Genomic DNA, 17,550 nt, shown 5'->3' with positions numbered 1-17,550 from the left:
CACAAGGGGGAGAGGGACGCGCTCTGCCGACAAGTGCGGATGTGTGAAGCCGGTAGAGCCGTTGCGCTCGGATCACTCCGCCCCGATCAGCACCCGGCCGTCATGCCCTGCGATCGTCACGTCGCGAATCTCGCCCGGAGGCGTGTCGGCTGCCAGCCGGACCGGCGTGAACCCTTCCGTGCGTCCCATTCCGCCGCGCTCGGTGAGCACGCGGTGGGTCCGGCCGACCTCTCCCGCCAGATGTGCCGTCAGTGCCGTGGCTCCCGCGTCACGAAGGCGGGCGGCGCGCTCGCGGATCACGTCTCCGGCGACGGGGGGCATGCGCGCGGCCGGCGTGCCGGGGCGGGGCGAATAGGGGAAGACGTGGAGATGCGTGAGGCCGCATTCCGCCACGAGATCGAGGGAGCGGGTGAACTGCTCCTCGGTCTCGGTGGGAAAGCCGGCGATGAGGTCGGCCCCGAAGACGGCATTCGGGCGAAGACGCCGCACGGCCTCACAGAACCGGATCGCATCGTCGCGGCCGTGCCGGCGCTTCATGCGCTTGAGGATCAGGTCGTCGCCGGCCTGCAGCGAAAGGTGGAAATGCGGCATCAGCCGGTTCTCGCCGGCAATCGCCTCCCAGAGAGCCGCGTCGGCCTCGATGGAATCGATGGAGGACAGGCGCAGGCGCGCGAGATCCGGCACGTGGCGGAGGATCGCCTGGACCAGCCGTCCCAGGCTGGATGACGGCGACAAATCCCGGCCGTAGGCGGTGAGGTCGACCCCGGTGAGCACGACTTCGCGCCCGCCATGGTCGACGATGCGGCGGACCTGATCGACCGCGTCGTCCAGCGTGACGGAGCGGGAATTTCCCCGGCCGAAGGGGATGATGCAGAAGGTGCAGCGATGGTCGCAGCCGTTCTGCACCGGCACGAAGGCGCGGGTATGGCCGGCGACCGAGGCGATCCGCGTCGGTGCGGCTTCCCGCGCGGCCATGATGTCGTCGATCTCGAGACGCGGTCTGACATGCGTGGCGGGCAGCCAGGTCTCGGCCCTGGTCTTGGCGTCGTTGCCGACGATGCGCGCCACTTCCGGCATCGCCGAATAGGCGTCCGTCTCCACCTGAGCGCCGCAGCCGGTGACGACGATCTCGGCCCCCGGCCGCTCGCGGGCGAGCTTGCGGATCGCCTTGCGGGCCTGGCGTCCGGCCTCCGTCGTGACGGCGCAGGTATTGACGAGGACGAGGTCCGCGCCCGTCCCGGCCGCCTCGGCATGGCGGCGCATCACCTCGGATTCCACCGTGTTGAGGCGGCAGCCGAAGGTCAGGGTCTCCACCGCCACTCAGTCCACCCGCACGAAGAGTTCGGGGGACAGGAAATCCTCCCATTCGAGGGCCACGGGGCCGGTCATCAGCACGTGGCCGTCGGCCCGCCATTCGATGACGAGGTCGCCGCCGGGCAGGCTCACCGTGGCGTGGCGCCCGAGCATGCGCAGGCGCGAGGCCGCCACCAGGGTGGCGCAGGCGGCGGTGCCGCAGGCGAGCGTCAACCCCGCGCCGCGCTCCCAGACCCGGAGCTTGATCGTGTCGGGCCCCGTCACCTGCGCCACGGAGATGTTGGCGCGCTCGGGAAAGATCGGGTGGTTCTCGAGCATCGGGCCGATGCGGCCGAGATCGTAATCGTCGGGATCGCGCTCGACGAAGAACACCGCGTGGGGGTTGCCCATGTTCACCACGCCCGGCGAATGCAGCACGGGCGCGTCGATCGGGCCGATCTGGAGCTCGATCCGCCGCGTGTCGGGGAACGGCTCGGCCAGCGGAATCTCGTCCCACTTCAAGCGGGGGCGGCCCATATCGACCGTGAACGAGGTCTGCGCCACGCGCTTCACCTCGACGAGCCCCGCCTTGGTCTCCAGGGTGAGGCGGCCGTTCTCAGCCGGGCGCGCCATGGCCGGGTCGTCCAGCATGGCGTAGGCGACGCAGCGGGTGCCGTTGCCGCAGGCGCCGGATTCCGACCCGTCGGTATTGTAGATCCGCATGAAGCCGTCCGTGCCGGGGCTGCACGGATCGTGGATGACCATGAGCTGGTCGAAGCCCGAGCGCGGGTGGCCGGCGATGGCGCGGGCCTCCTCGGCGCGCACGACCAGCTCCGTGCCGCGCAGGTCCAGCACCACGATGGCGTTGCCCGCCCCGTGCATCTTCAGGAACCGACGGTTCTCGAGCCTCGTCATGATCGTCTTCGGTTTCGTTGTCTGAACGGGGCATCCCGCGTGCGAGGCCCCCGCATATAGGACAAAGCGCCGGGCCGCGCACGCGGGGTCCGCTCGGGGGAGCGTTGCACAAGGGACGCGCCCGTCACGTTCCTGCGTTCGGGGCGGGTTGGCGTCTCGCAGGCGGGCGGCTTCCTCCCTAATTTAAGGCTTCGCGATTCAGCCGTACGATTCGTCGCGGCGTGCGATCTCCGGAGCGTTGCCTTGACCCGTCATCGTCTATTGCCGCTCGTCAGCCTCGCCGCCGCTTTGGCCGTCTCCTCCGCGCTCGCGCAGCAGCCGTCCTCGCCCGCGACCTCCTCTCCCCTGCCGACCACGACGGCGCCCGATCCGGTCAATCCCGACGCGCCGGCCCGTCCGGTGCCGACCCAGGCGCTTCCCGCCGCGCCGGCGCTTCCGGCCGGCCCGGCACGCCAGACCCTGGTGGAGACCCCCGGCGACGCCAACGACGTGGACGAGGTCTCGCTGCCGCCCAAGCCCGCCGCGATCCTGGCGGGGCGGGCGAGCTGGGAGGAGGCGGTGCCGGCCCTGAAGGCCGCCTTCGTGAAGATCGAGGAGGCGCTGGCCAAGAACGGGATCACCCCCACCGGGCGGCCGATCGCGGTCTTCGCCAAGACCGACGATGACGGATTCCAGTTCGAGGCGATGATCCCGATCGCCTCCATGCCGGACCCGAAGCCCGCCGAGACCGGCGGCCTGCGCTTCGGCACGACCCCCAGCGGCAAGGCCCTGCGCTTCCCGCACAAGGGCTCCTACGACGAGATCGACGGCACCTACGAGACGCTCACCGCCTATCTCGACGCCAAGGACGTGGTGGTCCAGGACCGCTTCATCGAGGAATACGTCACCGACCTGAACGACAAGGCGGACGAGAAGCTCGACGTGAATATCTACGCCCTGCCGAAATAGGCGACGTCTCGCTCACGCGGTCGCTTCCGTTCGGGGAGCTTCCAGGATCGCGCCGTTGTTCAGGTGGATCACCCGGTCGGCCGTATCGAAGTAGCGGTCGTCATGGCTGATGACGATCAGGGTCCGGCCCTCACGCTTCAGGTCCGGCAGGAGCCGCGTGTAGAACAGGCGGCGGAAGGTGGGGTCCTGCTCCGCCGCCCACTCGTCGAGGACGAGGACCGGCCGTCCTTCGAGATAGGCCTGGACCAGGGCGAGGCGCTTGCGCTGCCCGGCCGAGAGATCAACGGTGGAGAAGGCCCCGTCCCGGATCGTCACCTTGTGGGCGAGGTCCAGGGTCTCGAGATAGGCATCCGCCGCCGCCGGATCCGCCCCGGGGGGCAGGACGAGATCGTCGAACAGGTAATAATCGAAGAACACCGCCGAGAAATGCTGGCGGTAGGCGTCCCGCGTCTCGTCCGTCACCGGCGCCCCGTCGAGGAACAGGGTGCCGGTCTGTGGCGGATACAGGCCGAGGATCAGCTTGATGAGGGTGGTCTTGCCCGAGCCGTTCTCGCCGACGATGAGCAGGATCTCCCCCCGCCGCACGGTGAGGTCGATGGGCCCGAGGGTGAAGCCCGGCTTGCCCTCGACGGCCGGGAAAGCGTGGCTGACGCCGCGAAGCTCGATTTCCTCAATGGTCCGGGGCGTCCGCGTGTCCTCCGGCGCGAGCAGGTTCGGCTCCGAGACGGTGCGTCCGGCCGAGAATTCGGCGATGCGCTGGTAGGCGATCCGCGCCCGGCCGATCTCGGGCAGGATGGCGAGGATGTAGGTGACCGGCAGCTCGATATAGAGCAGCACGAGGACGAAGCCGGAGAGGACCGCGTTGTCGATCCCCAGAGTCGCCTTGTAGGTCACGATGGCCGCGATCGTGGCGAACAGGGCCAGCTTCTTCGTCAGGTAGGAGAATTCGAGGAGCGTATGGGTCCTGAATTCGTTGCGGCGGAGCTCTTCGATGGACGAGGTCAGGGCCCCGTCCCTCAACCGCATCCGGCGCTGCCGGTTGAGCCGCAATTCCCGGCTGCCTTCGGTCAGGCTCTGGAAATGCTTCTGCATCGTGTCGGCGAGGGAGCGGCGCGTGCGGTAGCCGACCATGGCGCGGCGGCGCAGGATGTTCTCGACATAGCTGCCGAGGCCGAAGACCAGCAGGGTGATGGCGAGGAGCGGGGCTGACAAGGTGAGCATGTAGACGAGGCATCCGGCGGTGACGCCGCTCTGGATGATGAGCCCCGACAGCATCGCCACCGTTGTCGACAGCGTGCCGGCATCCGTGTTGAGCGAAGCGAGGACCTTGTGGCGGCCGATCTGCTCGATGCGGTCGATCGGCGCCGTGAGGATCATGTCGGCGAGATCGCGGCTGAGGCCGGCGCTGATGCGTCCGCTCGCCAGGGCGCTGCCGAGCCCGGAGAGAAGGGACCCGCCCACGCCGAGAAGGACGAGGCCGAAGAAGACGGGAATGAAAGTCTCGGACAGACCGCCCTCCGCATGGATGGCCGTGTTGACCTTGGCCAGAACCGTCGCCGTGGCGAGGCCGCTCAGCGCCCCGATCGCCGAGGACACGGCCACGAGCGGCCAGATCGGACGCAGCAGGCGCATCGCGTCCTTGCCGAGCCCGCTCAGACGATTGTCCGGTCCCGCCATTCATTCCTCCGGCTCGGCCCTGTCGTTGGGCCGCTGGAGAGGCGGATACGTCAGGAACGGGATGCGCCAAAATTCGAAACACGCAGGGCGTGTCTGCGGACGGGCCTGCTTGTCGTCGCGGTGGGGATGTGGAGAATAACGACATCCCCAGATCGAAAGCATCGCGCCGGGTTCAGAGCAGGCTGAGCTGCGCCGAGACACGAGAGGTCGCCCCGCGCTCAAGCGCGAGCAGCCATCGTTTCGTATCGAGGCCGCCGGCGAACCCCGTGAGGCTGCCCGCCGCGCCGATGACCCGGTGGCAGGGAACGACGATGGGGAGCGGGTTGGCGCCATTGGCGGCACCCACGGCCCGGCTGGCGCTCGGACGGCCGATTCGCCTGGCCAACTCGCCGTAGCTGATCGTCTCGCCCAGCGGGATGTCCATGAGCGCGGTCCAGACTTGCCTCTGGAACGGCGTGCCGCGCGGGTCGAGTTCGAGATCGAACCTGGTGAGCCGGCCTTCGAAATAGGCACTCAATTGCCGCCGGGCTTCGGCGAAGGCCGCGTCGTCCCGGAGCCAGTCCGGTTTCGGGGCAACGGCGCCCTTGCCGGTTGGGAAACCGATGCAATGCAGGCGCTCGTCCGTACCGGCCAGAACAAGCGGACCGATCGGGCTGGGCAGGACCGTGTAGCTGGTTTGCGGCATAGCACGTTCGTTCGTTGAAACATGAGGGTTGGTGTCGACCTCGAAGACCGGATCGGTGGTCTGCGGAGCATCACATCGCGACACGCCTCCCGCCGCCAATTCATGACGTCGCCCAGGTCACCACAGCGGAACCAGCTTCGCGCAGCACTGCCTCGCGCACGTCCATCGCAAGTCCCGGCGCATCGTAATAAGCTGCAATCATGAGTGCGGGACGCCCCGGGGGGCGGACGATAGCGTAGTCGTTGGTGTGTCGGTCGACGCTGGTGCCTGGCCTGTTTCCTACTTGCCATCGGGCCGGCAAGGTCGCGCGCAAGCGTTGCGAGCCCGGCTTGCAGTTGACCATCCAGGTTTCGAGCTTTTCTCGGCTCCCGGCTATCAGCACATCGCCGAGAAGGATCGAGCGGGCTGAAGCAACGATGGCCCGGGGCGTCGTTGTGTCCAGATTTCCCTTGGGGGTATTCGCAGCAAGCTCGAAGCGATCGACGCGTGTGACCTCATCGCCGATGCTGCGAAGAAAGCGGGTGAGACCGTCAGGCCCGCCGCTGGACTTCATTAGCAAATTCGCGGCGGTATTATCGCTCGTTTCAACCATCGCTTGGCAGAGCGTCTCGACCGACAGCGCGCCGCGCGAGACGTGCAACTCTGTCACAGGTGAGGGTGACACAAGATCAACGCGCGAAAAAGCGACTTCACGCCCCAAGCTTTCCGCTCCCGCATCGACATGGGCCAAGACGTGCGCGGCCAGCAAACCCTTGAAGGTGCTGCACATCAGGAAACGTTCGTCGGCCCGGTGCTCGAGGGTTCGACCGGAGCCGGTGTCGAGCGCGAGTAGCCCCAGGCGCCCACCGTATCGACTTTCGAGGGCGGCGAAGGGGGCGCTGTCGGCGGAATGTGAAGCACCTATGCCACCGACCACACCGATTGCTGCGCCAATCATCAACTTACGGCGTGTCGGCGAAACATCAGCAGCCGCGTCGGTGTGTTTCAAGGAGACCAGTCCTGCCCAAGGGGAAGCCATGGCCAAGCTTGCTCTCGGATTGTGTTTCCGAAGGGGCGGGCGAGGATCCCCCCCGCGGTTTGCAAGCCGAGCCTTCACAGTGCGATCAGGCGCTTAGCCACATCCACCCCACCGGCCGCTCCCGTCCCGAGCGAGAGGAGAGCGGCCGACGTGGTACCCTATTCGGCCGCCTCGCTATAGGCGTCCACCGGTGGGCAGGAGCAGACGAGGTTGCGGTCGCCGTAAGCGTTGTCGACGCGGTTGATCGGCGGCCAGTACTTGTCCATGCCGAGACTTCCCGAGGGAAAACACGCCGCCTCGCGGGAATAGGGCCGCTCCCACGGGCCGATGAGATCCCGCACCGTGTGCGGCGCGTGTTTCAGCGGATTGTCGACCTTGTCCATCCGGCCGTCCTCGATGGCGCGGATCTCCTCGCGGATCGCCAACATCGCATCGCAGAACCGGTCGATCTCGCCCTTGGTCTCGGATTCCGTGGGTTCGATCATCAGGGTGCCGGCCACCGGCCAGCTCATGGTCGGCGGATGGAAGCCGCAATCGATCAGACGCTTGGCGATGTCCTCGACGCCGATCCCGGCCGATTTCTGGAACGGCCGCACGTCGATGATGCATTCATGCGCCACCCGGCCCTGGGCCCCGGCATAGAGCACCGGATAGGCGCCCTTCAGGCGGCTCGCGATGTAATTGGCGTTGAGGATCGCCACGCGGGTGGCCTGGGTGAGGCCGCGCCCGCCCATGAGCAGGCAGTAGCTCCACGAGATCGGCAGGATCGAGGCCGAGCCGTAGGGCGCCGCCGAGACGGCCCCTTCCTCACCGCTGCGCGGGTCGGAGGGCAGGAACGGGATGAGATGCGCCTTGACGCCGATGGGACCCATGCCGGGGCCGCCGCCGCCATGGGGGATGCAGAAGGTCTTGTGCAGGTTGAGGTGGCTGACATCGGCGCCGATATCGCCGGGGCGCGCAAGGCCCACCATGGCATTGAGGTTGGCCCCGTCGAGATAGACCTGGCCGCCATGGGCATGGACGATGTCGCAGATCTCGCGGACCCGCACCTCGAACACCCCATGCGTCGATGGGTAGGTGATCATGCAGGCTGCGAGGTTTTCGCCGTGCAACTCGGCCTTCCGCGAAAAGTCCTCCACGTCAATGTTGCCGTGCTGGTCGGCGCCGACCACGACCACGCTCATGCCGCACATCTGCGCGGAGGCCGGGTTGGTGCCATGCGCCGAGGACGGGATGAGGCAGACCTTGCGGTGCCCCTCCCCGCGCGAGAGGTGGTAGGCCCGGATGGCGAGCAAGCCGGCATATTCGCCCTGCGCGCCGGAATTCGGCTGCATCGAGATCGCGTCGTAGCCGGTGATCGCGCAGAGCTTGTCGGAGAAGTCGCGCAGGAGTTCCTGGTAGCCCTCCGCCTGATCCGCCGGCACGAAGGGGTGGATCTCCGAGAATTCCGGCCAGGAGATCGGCAGCATCTCGGCGGTGGCGTTGAGCTTCATCGTGCATGAGCCGAGCGGGATCATCGCGCGGTCCAGCGCCAGGTCGCGGTCGGCGAGGCGACGCATGTAACGCGTCATCTCGCTCTCGGCCCGGTTCATGTGGAAGATCGGGTGGGTGAGATAGGCGGAGGTGCGGAGATTCGCCTCGGGGAGACGCTGCGCCGGCCAGGCCTCGTCATAGGTCAAGCCTTCGCCGCCGAAGGCGCGCCACACCGCCTGGACGATATCGGGCCGGGTGCGCTCGTCGACGGTGATGCCGATGCGGTCCGAGCCCACTTTCCGCAGGTTGATGCCGTTCTTCACCGCGTTCTGCAGGATCAACCCCTGGAAGGCGCCGACCTCGACGGTGATCGTGTCGAAGAAGCCCTTCGGCTCCACGGTGAATCCGAGGGCCTCCAGCCCTTCGGCGAGGCGCACCGCGTCGCGGTGGACCCGAGCGGCGATGGCCTTCAATCCGCGCGGCCCGTGGAACACCGCGTACATGCCGGCGATGACCGCCAGCAGCACCTGTGCGGTGCAGATGTTCGACGTCGCCTTCTCACGGCGGATATGCTGCTCGCGGGTCTGCAGGGCGAGGCGATAGGCCCGGTTCCCCCGCGCATCGACGGAGACGCCCACGAGCCGGCCCGGCAAGGTGCGCTTATGCGCCTCGCGGGTGGAGAGATAGGCGGCATGCGGGCCGCCATAGCCCATGGGCACGCCGTAGCGCTGCATCGAGCCGATGGCGATGTCGGCCCCCATCTCGCCGGGGGGCTTCAGCAGGGTGAGGGCCAGGGGGTCGGCGGCCATCACCGCGACCGCGCCGGCCTCGTGCAGGCGGGCGATGATCTCCGAAAAATCGTGGATGGCGCCGCAGACGCCGGGATATTGGAAGACCGCGCCGAAGACCTCCGCCGGGTCGAGATCGGTCGACGGGTCGCCGACGACGATGGTCCAGCCCAGCGGCGCCGCACGGGTCTTCAGGACGGCGATGGTCTGGGGCAGGCATTCGCCGTCGACGAAGAAGGCGGTCTTGCCGTTGCGGGCGATGCGCGAGGCCATGCCCATGGCTTCCGCCGCCGCCGTGGCCTCGTCGAGGAGCGAGGCATTGGCGATGTCGAGGCCGGTGAGGTCGCAGACCAGGGTCTGGAAGTTCAGCAGCGCCTCGAGCCGGCCCTGGCTGATCTCGGGCTGGTAGGGTGAATAGGCGGTGTACCAGGCCGGGTTCTCGAAGATGTTGCGCTGGATCACCGGCGGCATCGTTGTGCCGTGGTAGCCCTGGCCGATGAGCGAGACGAGAAGCCGGTTCTTGTCGGCGATGCCGCGCATGTGTTCGAGCACCCGGCGCTCGGTGAGCGACGTGCCGAAATCGATGCGCTCTACCTGGCGGATGTCGGCCGGCAAGGTCTCGTCCACGAGGCCGTGAAGGCTCTCGGAGCCGATCACGGCCAGCATCGCCGCGATCTCAGCGGTGGTCGGACCGATATGGCGGCGATTGGCGAAATCGTAGGGATCGTAGCGATCGTTTGGCATGATGGGCCTCGCGTGCCGAAGTCTGAAGAATGTCGCAACGCTCCTCCCTCCCCCTTGTGGGGAGGGATCGAGGGTGGGGGTGGTTCCGCCGGACTCCGCAGCGGGTCGCCCAGCCACCCCCACCTCCAACTCCTCCCCACAAGGGGGAGGAGAGCGCGTTCTGGGTCGTGCGCGTTGCGCTACTTCGCGAACTCGGCGTAGGCGGCCTCGTCCATCAATCCGTCGAGGGAGGCGACGTCGTCGAGGCGGAGGCGATAGAGCCAGCCCGCGCCCTGCGGGTCGGTGCCGATGCTGGCCGGGTCCGACACGGCGGCCTCGTTGATTTCGGTCACCTCGCCAGAGACCGGGGCGAACACGTCGGACGCGGCCTTCACCGATTCCACCACCGCCGCGGCCTCGCCCTTGACGAGCTTGGCGCCGACCTTGGGGAGTTCGACGAAGACGAGGTCTCCGAGCTGCTCAGCCGCATGGGTGGTGATGCCGATGGTGGCGACATCGCCCTCGATGGCCAGCCACTCGTGCTCGTCCGTGAATTTCAGCATGATGCGCTCCGTGAAGAGGTGGTGTGGGGGAAGTCGGCCGGGGGCCGGGATTCAGCTGCGCTTGAAGCGCGCCGGCATGAAGGGAAGCGCCACGACCGAGACCGGCAGGCGCCGGCCGCGCACTTCCGCGAAGAGGCGGGTGCCGGGCGTCGACAGGGCGGCGGGGACGTAGCCCATGGCGATGGGCGCCTTGAGGCTGGGGCTGAACCCGCCGGAGGTGACCCGGCCGATGGCTTCGCCGGCCTCCTCTGCGACGAGCGCGGCCCCTCCCCGCACCGGGGTCGGGCCCTCCGGCAGCAGGCCGACGCGTCGCGACGCGGGACCGTCACCGATCTCGCGGAGGATGCGCTCAGCGCCCGGAAAGCCACCCGCGCGCGCGCCGCCCTTGCGGCGGACCGGCTGGATCGCCCAGGTCAGACCGGCCTCGACTGGGCTCGTGCCGGCATCGATATCGGCTCCGTGCAGGCACAGGCCGGCTTCCAGCCGCAGGGAATCGCGTGCGCCGAGGCCGACGGGCTCCACGTCCCTGTCCTGCAACAACGCCTCGGCGACCGCATCCGCGGCATCCTCCGGAAGGGAGATCTCGAACCCGTCCTCCCCGGTATAGCCGGAGCGGCTGACGAGGGCGGACGCGCCGAGGAGCTCCACCCACTTCACATCGAGGAAGCGCATGCCGGCGGTCTCCGGGGCGAGCCGCGCCAGGGCGCTCTCGGCCAGCGGCCCCTGGAGGGCGAGGAGCGCCCGGGGCAGCACCGTGATCTCGCACAGGCCGGTCAGATGAGCGCGAAGATGGGCCTCGTCCGCCACCTTGTTGGCTGCGTTGACCACCACGATCAGGCTGTCGTCGAGGCGCGCGACCATGAGGTCGTCGAGGATGCCGCCGGTGTCACCGGTGAGGAAACCGTAGCGCTGCCGGCCCGGCGCCAGCCCCAGCACGTCGATGGGCAGGAGGGTTTCGAGGGCGCGGGCGAGATCCGCCATGCCACCCGGACCCGGCTCCAGCCGGATCTGGCCCATATGCGACACGTCGAACAGACCAGCCGCCTTGCGGGTGTGCAGGTGTTCGGCGATCAGGCCGGCCGGATAATGGAGCGGCAGCGCATAACCCGCGAAGGGCACCATGCGGGCGCCGTGGCGCAGGTGGAGCGCATGAAGCGGTGTGCTGGAAGCGTCGAGCGGCATCTGGTCATCCCATGACAGAACGGCTCCGGATGCTCGATCGAGCGATCCGGCTACCCCCATCTGTCACGGTTACCTGAGAGCTTCTCCCGCCCCGGTAAGGGTGGGATTTCTCCTTCGGTGGACGCCCGCGAAGGCGCCTCTCTCCAGATTGTCAAAACGAAACGGTGATTGTGCCTGAGAGTTTCCGGGGGTGGTTGCTCCGTCGGCGCCATGACCGGTTCGTACCGGCCTGGGCTCTCCCGCTTCGTCATTCGCTGACGGACAGAGCCTCGCATGACCTTCGCCGGGGCGCAAGCTTCGGCATTTCACCTTGGCGCAACTGTCAGTCTATTGCACGATACTGCTGCCCTGCGGCACTTCCTCTCGCGCCGGATCGGAACCCGCGGGACTCGGTGCGGATTCCATTGTCATGGCCATCGCATCCGGGCACGACCTCGCCGGCCCCCGCCCCCGGCAGACCAGACGCTCCGCTGACCTCGCCGACGCGAGCCTGACGGACAAGGCGCTGGAGATCCATCGCCGGCTCTGCCCCGTCTACGGCTGCCCGATTCCCTATTTCCACAGCCTCGATCCCTTGACCGAACTCGTCTCCTCGCTCTTGTCGCACCGTACCCGGAACGCCGATTCCGGTCGCGCCTTCAAGGCGTTGCGGGCACGCTACCCGGATTGGGCCGACCTCGTGGGCGCGCCCGTGGAGGAGATCGAGGCCACCATCTCCGGCGTGACATGGCCGGAACTGAAGGCTCCCCGCATCCGTGCCATCCTGGCGGCGGTGGCCGAGCGCCACGGCTCCCTCTCGCTCGATTTCCTGAAGGAGATGGAGGTCGATGCGGCGCGCTCGTGGCTCGAAGCGATTCCGGGCGTCGGCCCGAAAACCAGCGCGGCGGTCCTGTCGTTCAGCCTGTTGCGGATGCCGGCCCTGCCGGTGGACAGCCACCACCACCGGGTGGCGCAACGCACCGGCCTCATCGGCGCGAAGGTCGATGTCGGCCCGTCTCATCCGATCCTGCGGGCGCAGCTTCCGGCTGAATGGAGCGCGCAGGATCTCTACGACAACCATGAGATCCTGATGCTGCACGGCCAGGCCGTGTGCCATCACCGCAATCCGGCGTGCGGGAGATGCGTGCTGCTGGACATCTGCCCGACCGGGCAGGCGCGGCAGCGGGGTTAGGCGGTAGCGGCGGCGCTACCGCTTGGCGGCTCCGTATACGGCACTTCGCTCCCGCTTGCCGACCGCCACCACCGTCACGGTGACCGTCGTGTCATCGACACGGTAGACCAGGCGATAGCCTGCGGACCTCAGCTTGATCTTGTAGCAATCCTTCAGGTCGGCATCGCAAAGCTTGTCCGCTTCGACCCTCGGGTTCAGCAGACGCTCCACCAGCTTCTTCTTGAACTGCCCCCGGAGCGTCTCGCCGAGCTTGTGCCACTCCTTGAGCGCGGAAGGCAGAAACTGGAGTTCAAAGGGCATCCAGGGTGACCCGCACGGGCACTTCCCCGGAGCGGGCTTTCACGATCGACGCCAGCACGTCGTCGTCGATGGCGTCCATCATGGCCTCGAAGGTCTCCGGCGGGACCATGTAGCCCATGACGCGGTTGTGGTTCAGGATCGCCACCGGTGCTCCGTCGGCGCGGTTCATCACCGATGTTGGGCTCTTCTTCAGCTCCGACACACTCACCGCCACATCGGCCATGACACTCTGCAGCTGAGCTTCCATTCGCGACTCCACCGCCTGCCGCCTCCCTGGAACGGCAGAGGCGATCTCGTCTCGGTACCAAATTGCGTACGAAAATTCGATCTTTTTCGGGTTCGATGCGGCGTATGCCGTCAAGCTGTGCACCTTGACCACCCATGGTGAGCCGTTCAGAACGCAAACGTCGGTGCCCTGACCCGAGCGTCGGCTTCTCCCTCGCCATCACGCCATAGGAACCACGCGCGATGACCGCGTTCACAGAGCTCGTGTTCTCGGGCGTTCAGCCCACGGGCAACCTGCATCTCGGCAATTACCTCGGCGCCATCAAGCGCTTCGTGGAGATGCAGGAGCGCGACGCGCAGTGCCTCTACTGCGTCGTCGACATGCACGCGATCACCCTGTGGCAGGACCCGGCCGCCCTGAAGGGCCAGATCCGCGAGGTCACCGCGGCCTTCCTCGCCGCCGGCATTGATCCGAAGCGCAGCATCGTCTTCAACCAGAGCCAGGTGCCGGCCCATGCCGAGCTCGCCTGGATCTTCAACTGCGTCGCCCGCCTCGGCTGGCTGAACCGCATGACCCAGTTCAAGGACAAGGCCGGCAAGGACCGGGAGAACGCGAGCGTCGGCCTCTACGCCTATCCGGTGCTGATGGCGGCCGACATCCTGGCCTACCGCGCCACCCACGTGCCGGTGGGCGAGGACCAGAAGCAGCATCTCGAACTGACCCGCGACATCGCCCAGAAGTTCAACAACGACTTTTCGGAGTCGATCTCCGCCCATGGGCACGATGCGGGCGCGGGCTTCTTCCCGATCACCGAGCCGCTGATCGGCGGCCCGGCCGCCCGCGTCATGTCCCTGCGGGACGGCACCAAGAAGATGTCGAAATCGGACCCGTCCGACAATTCGCGCATCAACCTCACCGACGAGGCGGATACCATCGCCACCAAGGTGCGCAAGGCCAAGACCGATCCTGAGCCCCTCCCCTCCGAGACGGCCGGTCTGGCCGCGCGGCCCGAAGCCGACAACCTCGTGGGCATCTTCGCGGCGCTGAAGGGCGTCACCCGCGACGAGGTGCTGGCCGATTACGGCGGTGCCCAGTTCTCGGCCTTCAAGGGGGCGCTGGTGGAGTTCGCGGTGGAGACCCTCGCGCCGATCGCCTCCGAGATGAAGCGTCTCGTGGCCGATACCGACTATATCGACTCCGTCCTCGCCGATGGCTCCGAGCGCGCCGAGGCCATCGCGGCCCCGACGCTGGACGCGGTGAAGGACATCGTCGGTTTCGTCCGCCGCGGGCCACGGTTGCGGACCGTCCGGTAATGATCCGGGCGCTCGTCTTCGACGTCTTCTGGACGCTCGTCGACTGGCGCTCGGGAGTGGCCCGCGAGGCCGCACGCCTCCTCGGCGCGGAGGCGCCCTCCCTCGATGCCGACGCTTTCGCGGATGCGTGGCGCCGGCACTACGGGCCTTCGATGGAGACCGTGCGTTCTGGGGCCCGGCCCTTCGTTGACCTTGATACCCTCCATGCGGAGTCCCTGCCCCTCGTTCTGGCGGAGTTCGGCATCGTCGGCGTGCCGGATGCCACACGGCGGGAACTCGTCCAGGCCTGGCACCGGCTCGACGCCTGGCCCGACGTACCGTACGCTCTGCGGCGCCTTCGGACGCGCCATCTCCTGGCGCCAAACTCGAACGGTCATATCCGGCTGATGGCCGACCTCGCCCGCCGCAATGGGCTGACCTTCGACGCGATCCTGGGTGCCGGCCATTCCCGCGATTACAAGCCGAAACCGGCCCTCTATCACGATGCGGTGGCGGCCTTCGGCTTCGCTCCGGCGGAGACCTTGATGGTCGCCGCCCATTCGGGCGACCTCGCGGCAGCGGCGAGCCACGGCCTGTCCACCGCCCATATCGCCCGCCCGCGCGAGCACGGGCCGGGCGGTGGCGAAACGGCGCCCAATGTTCCGGTCACCTATGCGGCCCGTGAGCTCACGGATCTGGCCGACCAGCTCGGCTGCTGACGACGACGGAGCGGAAGGGTGAGCACGATGGCCGATTGGAACCCAGCCCTCTATACCCGCTTCGAGGACGAGCGTACCCGTCCGGCGGCCGAGCTCCTGGCCCGTGTGCCTCTCGAAGCCCCGCGCCTCGTCTACGATCTCGGATGCGGCCCCGGCAATTCCACCGCGCTCATCACTGCACGCTTTCCCGAGGCGGAGGTGATCGGCCTCGACACCTCGCCGGCGATGCTGGAGCGTGCGAGGAGCCGCCTGCCCGGCCTCGCCTTCGCGAGGGCCGATGCGGCGACCTGGATCCCCGAGCAGGCGCCGGACCTGATCTACGCCAACGCCGTGCTGCAATGGCTGCCCGACCACCCGGTGCTCCTGCCCCGGCTCCTCGGCCTCCTGGCACCCGGCGGGGTGCTCGCCGTGCAGATGCCCGACAATCTTGCCGAGCCCTCGCACCGGTTGATGCGCGAGGTGGCGGGTGCCGGTCCCTGGGCCGGGGCCATCGGCGATCCGGCCGTGGCCGGGCGGCTCGGGCGGATGCTGGAGCCGGCCGGCTATTACGACCTCCTGGCGCCCCTCGCGGCCGAGGTCGATGTCTGGCGTACCGCCTATCATCACCCGATGACGGATGCCGCCGCCATCGTCGAATGGGTCAGGGCGACCGGGCTCCGGCCCTTCCTCGACCCGCTGGACCCCGAGGACATGGCCGGGTTCCTCGCCGCCTACGCGACCGCAATCGATGCGGCTTATCCGCCGCGCAGCAACGGGGGACGCCTGCTCGCGTTCCCGCGGGTCTTCATCGTCGCCCGCCGGGCGGACTAAGCAGGCTCGCAAAAGTGGTCACCGGTTCTGCGTCCTAAAAACCTGCGATACTTCAAGGGCCTAAGCGAGGTGAAGCGTTGGCTCGCCGACGCGAACCTGCTGAGCGCACCGACCCGGATGCGATGGCCGGGACGGTGCGCGGCCGGGTTTCAGCTCTCGCCGCGCGCCACGCGTGCCTCGTATTCCGGCAGGGCGAGCTGGCCTTCCTTCTCGACCCGCGCCTTGTCCTCGTCCGAGATCACGTCACCGACCATGTCGAGACGCTTCCACAGGGCGAGCGGCGTCTCCTTGTCGGGGCGCGGCACGTATTTGTTCTGCGACACCTTCTGGTACTTGTGGATGTAGCGCGGGCAATTGACCCAGGCCTTCGTCACCTCGATCTTCACGAGGTACTTGGCCTCGGTGTATTCGGCCATCAGCGGATCGTCGCGCAGCATCCGGGCGTGTCCCTGGACGCGGACACGGTGCGGGGTCTCGAAATCGATGAACAGCAGCCCGACCTTGGACTGACCCTCGATGTTGCCCATCGAGTACCACATGCCGTTCCCGTCGAGGCCGGGGAAGACCAGCGTGTTGGCGTCGAGCACCTTCACGAAGCCGGTGCTACCGCCCTTGTAGGAGACGGTGGGCATGCCGTCGGGATCGACCGTGGACAGGAAGAACATGTCGCGGCTGCCGATGAAGGCGGCCTCGTCGGGGCCGATCTCGTCATGCACCCAGCCGGTGTCGAGACGCTCGGCGAGCTTGACGGTGTTGTACTCTTCCTGAAGCGCGCGATGCTCGTCGTAATAGAGCGAAGCCATGGGTGTCCTCCAACCTTCGGCCGCTCTCAGATGGGCAGCCGTTACGGAGCATGATCGCCGGATTTGCTTAAGAGTACAACGGGGGGCGTCCGTCTCTCCCCCCCCTTCCCTTCAGAGCCGCCGACTGCCGGGCCGGATCGCTCATGGAGGTCAGTGGCGTACGTCGTTGACGTATGGGCGGTGTTGGCTTAGACGATCGGAATGCCCTCGCCCCTGCATACGGTCGCGGAAACCTCCGAGTTCGTCAGGGATGCGGATGCCGAGCGCATGCCGGCCGCAACTCGGACGGCCCTCAAGGACATGCTCGCCGCGAACCCGGAGGCGGGTGATCTCATCGTCGGCTCGGGTGGTATCCGTAAGGTGCGCGTCGCCGGGCGGGGCAAGGGCAAGAGCGGCGGCTATCGCGTTCTCGCTGCTTATGTCGGGCCCGATGCACCGGTCTACCTCCTGGCGGTTCTGAGCAAGGCGGACCGGGAGAACTTCTCGCCGGCGGAAGTCCAGCAACTGGCTCGGCTAACGCTTTCCATCAAGGCGCATTGGCAGAAGCGTGGAAGGTGACGCGCATCCATACGGCAACCAGGGCATCGCCCTCTCACAGGAGCAAGGTCGACCATGGGCAGGGATATTTTCGAACGAACCCTTTCCGCTCTGCGGGAAGCCGAGGAACACGCGCTGGGAGGGATGCCGGCCGGTCTCGTCGTCCATGTTCCCGAGACCGTCGATGTCGCCGGGATCCGCAGGCGGACCGGCAAGGCACAGCCAGCCTTCGCCGCGAGCATAGGCGTGCCCGTCGCAACTCTCAGGCAATGGGAGCATCAACGTCGCCAGCCTCAGGGGCCGGCGCGCGTACTCCTGGCTCTCCTCGACAAGAACCCTCGCCTCGTCGAGGAGACGCTCGGTCAGGTGCCATGACGGCAGAGAGATCGCCGCTCTTCCGCACTGGTTCGGGAGACGGCGGCCTTCG

At 67.7% G+C, this 17,550-nt stretch carries 18 protein-coding genes and 2 riboswitches; of the genes, 7 read left to right on the top strand and 11 right to left on the bottom strand.

What is annotated here, in order from left to right:
* Positions 1-72: 72 nt before the first annotated feature.
* Together mtaB and dapF are read right to left on the bottom strand one after the other, a co-directional pair.
* Positions 73-1,320 carry a tRNA (N(6)-L-threonylcarbamoyladenosine(37)-C(2))-methylthiotransferase MtaB gene (mtaB, locus tag ACYQML_RS14220; protein WP_461233150.1) on the bottom strand — a complete coding sequence of 416 codons (1,248 nt, stop codon included), beginning with the start codon at positions 1,318-1,320 and terminating at the stop codon, positions 73-75.
* Positions 1,321-2,208: a diaminopimelate epimerase gene (gene dapF / locus ACYQML_RS14215; protein ID WP_461233149.1), complete on the bottom strand. Its 888-nt coding sequence runs from the start codon at positions 2,206-2,208 to the stop codon at positions 1,321-1,323.
* A 243-nt stretch (positions 2,209-2,451) separates the two neighbouring features.
* Between dapF and ACYQML_RS14210 the strand changes: the two genes are divergently transcribed.
* Positions 2,452-3,156 (top strand): GyrI-like domain-containing protein, encoded by a 705-nt coding sequence (locus tag ACYQML_RS14210; protein ID WP_461233148.1) that lies wholly within the window; start codon positions 2,452-2,454, stop codon positions 3,154-3,156.
* 12 nt (positions 3,157-3,168) lie between these two features.
* Here ACYQML_RS14210 and ACYQML_RS14205 read toward each other — a convergent pair whose 3' ends face one another.
* The 6 genes from ACYQML_RS14205 to gcvT all read right to left on the bottom strand — a co-directional run bounded on the left by ACYQML_RS14205 (position 3,169) and on the right by gcvT (position 11,265).
* Entirely contained in the window at positions 3,169-4,833 is a 1,665-nt protein-coding gene (locus ACYQML_RS14205; RefSeq protein WP_461233147.1) for a cyclic peptide export ABC transporter, read from the bottom strand.
* Positions 4,834-5,005: 172 nt separating this feature from the next.
* Complete coding sequence (locus tag ACYQML_RS14200) at positions 5,006-5,518, bottom strand: methylated-DNA--[protein]-cysteine S-methyltransferase (protein WP_461233146.1); 513 nt, start codon at positions 5,516-5,518, stop codon at positions 5,006-5,008.
* 100 nt (positions 5,519-5,618) lie between these two features.
* Positions 5,619-6,506, bottom strand: a complete 888-nt coding sequence (gene bla, locus ACYQML_RS14195; protein ID WP_461233145.1) for a class A beta-lactamase — start codon at positions 6,504-6,506, stop codon at positions 5,619-5,621.
* 188 nt (positions 6,507-6,694) lie between these two features.
* Complete coding sequence (gene gcvP / locus ACYQML_RS14190) at positions 6,695-9,541, bottom strand: aminomethyl-transferring glycine dehydrogenase (protein WP_461233144.1); 2,847 nt, start codon at positions 9,539-9,541, stop codon at positions 6,695-6,697.
* Between the two features lie 179 nt (positions 9,542-9,720).
* On the bottom strand, positions 9,721-10,083 hold the full coding sequence (gcvH, locus tag ACYQML_RS14185; RefSeq protein ID WP_056159241.1) for a glycine cleavage system protein GcvH: 363 nt from the start codon (positions 10,081-10,083) through the stop codon (positions 9,721-9,723).
* A gap of 51 nt (positions 10,084-10,134) precedes the next feature.
* The gene (gene gcvT, locus ACYQML_RS14180) at positions 10,135-11,265 is read right to left on the bottom strand and encodes a glycine cleavage system aminomethyltransferase GcvT (RefSeq protein ID WP_461233143.1); all 1,131 of its coding nucleotides are present in this window, start codon (positions 11,263-11,265) and stop codon (positions 10,135-10,137) included.
* Positions 11,266-11,315: 50 nt separating this feature from the next.
* Positions 11,316-11,417: riboswitch (glycine riboswitch) on the bottom strand.
* A riboswitch (glycine riboswitch) is annotated at positions 11,418-11,517 on the bottom strand.
* A 157-nt stretch (positions 11,518-11,674) separates the two neighbouring features.
* Between gcvT and ACYQML_RS14175 the strand changes: the two genes are divergently transcribed.
* Positions 11,675-12,436 (top strand): endonuclease III domain-containing protein, encoded by a 762-nt coding sequence (locus ACYQML_RS14175; protein ID WP_461233142.1) that lies wholly within the window; start codon positions 11,675-11,677, stop codon positions 12,434-12,436.
* A 15-nt stretch (positions 12,437-12,451) separates the two neighbouring features.
* Here the strand turns inward: ACYQML_RS14175 and ACYQML_RS14170 are convergent, their stop codons facing one another.
* Both ACYQML_RS14170 and ACYQML_RS14165 read right to left on the bottom strand, forming a co-directional pair.
* Complete coding sequence (locus tag ACYQML_RS14170) at positions 12,452-12,736, bottom strand: type II toxin-antitoxin system RelE family toxin (RefSeq protein ID WP_461233141.1); 285 nt, start codon at positions 12,734-12,736, stop codon at positions 12,452-12,454.
* Positions 12,726-12,983, bottom strand: a complete 258-nt coding sequence (locus tag ACYQML_RS14165) for a type II toxin-antitoxin system Phd/YefM family antitoxin (RefSeq protein WP_244478043.1) — start codon at positions 12,981-12,983, stop codon at positions 12,726-12,728. Before ACYQML_RS14165 ends, ACYQML_RS14170 begins: the two co-directional genes overlap by 11 nt.
* 221 nt (positions 12,984-13,204) lie before the next feature.
* Between ACYQML_RS14165 and trpS the strand changes: the two genes are divergently transcribed.
* Genes trpS through tam form a run of 3 tightly spaced genes read left to right on the top strand, consistent with a single transcriptional unit; the run spans position 13,205 to position 15,783 of the window.
* Positions 13,205-14,275, top strand: coding sequence for a tryptophan--tRNA ligase (gene trpS / locus ACYQML_RS14160; RefSeq protein WP_461233140.1), 1,071 nt, complete (start codon positions 13,205-13,207; stop codon positions 14,273-14,275).
* Positions 14,275-14,973: a haloacid dehalogenase type II gene (locus ACYQML_RS14155; RefSeq protein WP_461233139.1), complete on the top strand. Its 699-nt coding sequence runs from the start codon at positions 14,275-14,277 to the stop codon at positions 14,971-14,973. The genes trpS and ACYQML_RS14155 overlap by 1 nt, the downstream gene beginning before the upstream one ends.
* A gap of 27 nt (positions 14,974-15,000) precedes the next feature.
* Positions 15,001-15,783 (top strand): trans-aconitate 2-methyltransferase, encoded by a 783-nt coding sequence (gene tam, locus ACYQML_RS14150; protein WP_461233138.1) that lies wholly within the window; start codon positions 15,001-15,003, stop codon positions 15,781-15,783.
* A gap of 149 nt (positions 15,784-15,932) precedes the next feature.
* On the opposite strand, the gene ACYQML_RS14145 is transcribed toward tam, so the two are convergent.
* Entirely contained in the window at positions 15,933-16,586 is a 654-nt protein-coding gene (locus ACYQML_RS14145) for a pyridoxamine 5'-phosphate oxidase family protein (RefSeq protein ID WP_018044186.1), read from the bottom strand.
* 201 nt (positions 16,587-16,787) lie between these two features.
* Between ACYQML_RS14145 and ACYQML_RS14140 the strand changes: the two genes are divergently transcribed.
* Both ACYQML_RS14140 and ACYQML_RS14135 read left to right on the top strand, forming a co-directional pair.
* Positions 16,788-17,144: a type II toxin-antitoxin system RelE/ParE family toxin gene (locus tag ACYQML_RS14140; protein WP_461224344.1), complete on the top strand. Its 357-nt coding sequence runs from the start codon at positions 16,788-16,790 to the stop codon at positions 17,142-17,144.
* Between the two features lie 54 nt (positions 17,145-17,198).
* A complete protein-coding gene (locus tag ACYQML_RS14135) occupies positions 17,199-17,498 on the top strand; it encodes a helix-turn-helix domain-containing protein (protein ID WP_056427426.1) in 300 nt (99 codons plus the stop codon).
* Positions 17,499-17,550: the final 52 nt, after the last annotated feature.

It is taken from the genome of Methylobacterium sp. CM6244 (genome assembly GCF_054817885.1).
Note: the sequence above shows the minus strand (reverse complement) of the source record. Positions and strands in the feature narration are given on the sequence as shown.